1 protein-coding gene and 1 pseudogene are annotated in these 1,571 nt (G+C 44.8%); one reads left to right on the plus strand and one right to left on the minus strand.

Annotated elements, in window-relative coordinates; translation table 11 throughout:
* Window positions 1–66, minus strand: a pseudogene (locus tag R7O12_RS24385) (XRE family transcriptional regulator); the annotation flags it as partial.
* A gap of 259 nt (window positions 67–325) precedes the next feature.
* Here R7O12_RS24385 and R7O12_RS24390 point away from each other — a divergent pair.
* Entirely contained in the window at window positions 326–1,423 is a 1,098-nt protein-coding gene (locus tag R7O12_RS24390) for a mechanosensitive ion channel family protein (protein ID WP_318126615.1), read from the plus strand.
* The last annotated feature ends 148 nt before the right edge of the window (window positions 1,424–1,571 follow it).

The following is a 1,571-nucleotide window of genomic DNA, read 5'->3' on the forward strand; positions in this document are numbered from 1 at the left end:
CATTTTGGCTTTTTGTGACATCCAGATGTCGTAGAGCGCGTTTCGATCCAGCTCTGTAAATTCCATATCTGCCTCCGATAATTCAAGTGCCAATACACTCTCACACTTGCTTGAGATAAATGTTAGCGATAAGTCAGAGAACTTATAATTGATCGTTCGAATATTTGCGCTCAGCAAAGGTATGGCAAGGCTTGCACGCGTCCGCTTTCGATTCAAAATTCATCAGATAATAGTGATAAATGGATGAAATCCCGGAAATTACTGGGGTGAAACTTCAATATCTGCTACCTTTCCCACCATGGTTCATCAGAAATAAAAGTTACTTATGTCACAGTGGTTTACCGATTTACAAAACTATGTACAAGCGCATAGTCAGGATTGGAGCGGAAGTGTTCTTTTTATCACGTTAGCCAGTTTTATCGCATGGATCGCTTGGCGAGTCATCCGTTCCCGTCTTGCAATTCTTGTCGAGAAAACCCCTTTTCATTGGGATAACATGTTGCTTGATGCGCTCAAAGCGCCAGTGAGCACACTCATTTGGTGTTGGCCTGCTACGGTGTCACTCGGCATCATTTTAGAAAGCGAACTGAATGACAAGATCAATTGGCTGAGCACGCTCAAGCTGATTCTTATTATCAGCGTCTTCGTATGGACCGTCATGCGGCTGATCACCAATATCGAAGATTTCGTTCTGGAACAGAAAAACCGAGACGAAACCACCGTTCAAGCCATCGCGAAAGTCGGGCGATTATTCATCATCACTATCGGCGTATTAACCATCATGCAGGCATTTGGCTTGTCTCTGTCTGGTCTGCTGACGTTTGGTGGTGTGGGTGGCTTAATCGTAGGTCTTGCTGCAAAAGATTTGCTGTCGAACTTCTTCGGTGGTTTGATGATTTACTTCGATCGTCCATTCAAAGTAGGCGATTGGATTCGCTCTCCAGATCGTCAAATCGAAGGCACCGTAGAGCGCATTGGTTGGCGCATGACCAGCATCCGCACGTTTGATAAACGTCCACTTTATGTGCCGAACTCCGTGTTTAGCAACACAGTGGTTGAAAACCCTTCCCGAATGCTAAACCGTCGAATCTACGAAGTGGTGGGCTTGCGTTACGATGATGCCGACAAAGTGCCAGAAATCATCACCGCAGTGCGCGAAATGTTAAAGAATCACAAAGACATCGATACGCGCCAAACCTTGATTGTGAACTTTGATACCTTTGGCCCATCATCGTTGAACTTCTTTATCTACACTTTCACGAAAACCGTGAACTGGGTGAGATACCACGAAGTGAAACAAGACGTCTTATTGAAAGTCGTCGGCATCATTAAAGAGCACAACGCAGATATCGCGTTCCCGACTCAAACACTGAAGCTCGACCCGATTCAAATGGCGAAAAATCAAGAAGACAGCGGTTTTTAATTCGCTCTTAAACACACAAAGCCCACTCAACATTGAGTGGGCTTTGTTTTATTTCGGGCTTACAAAACCTCAAAAAACATCGGTTATTTGGTAAGAACTATACGCGCATTGAGCGGTTGAACTGGACGATTGTTTTCCCCCATGACGT

The sequence above is a fragment of the Vibrio sp. Vb1574 genome, assembly GCF_033338675.1.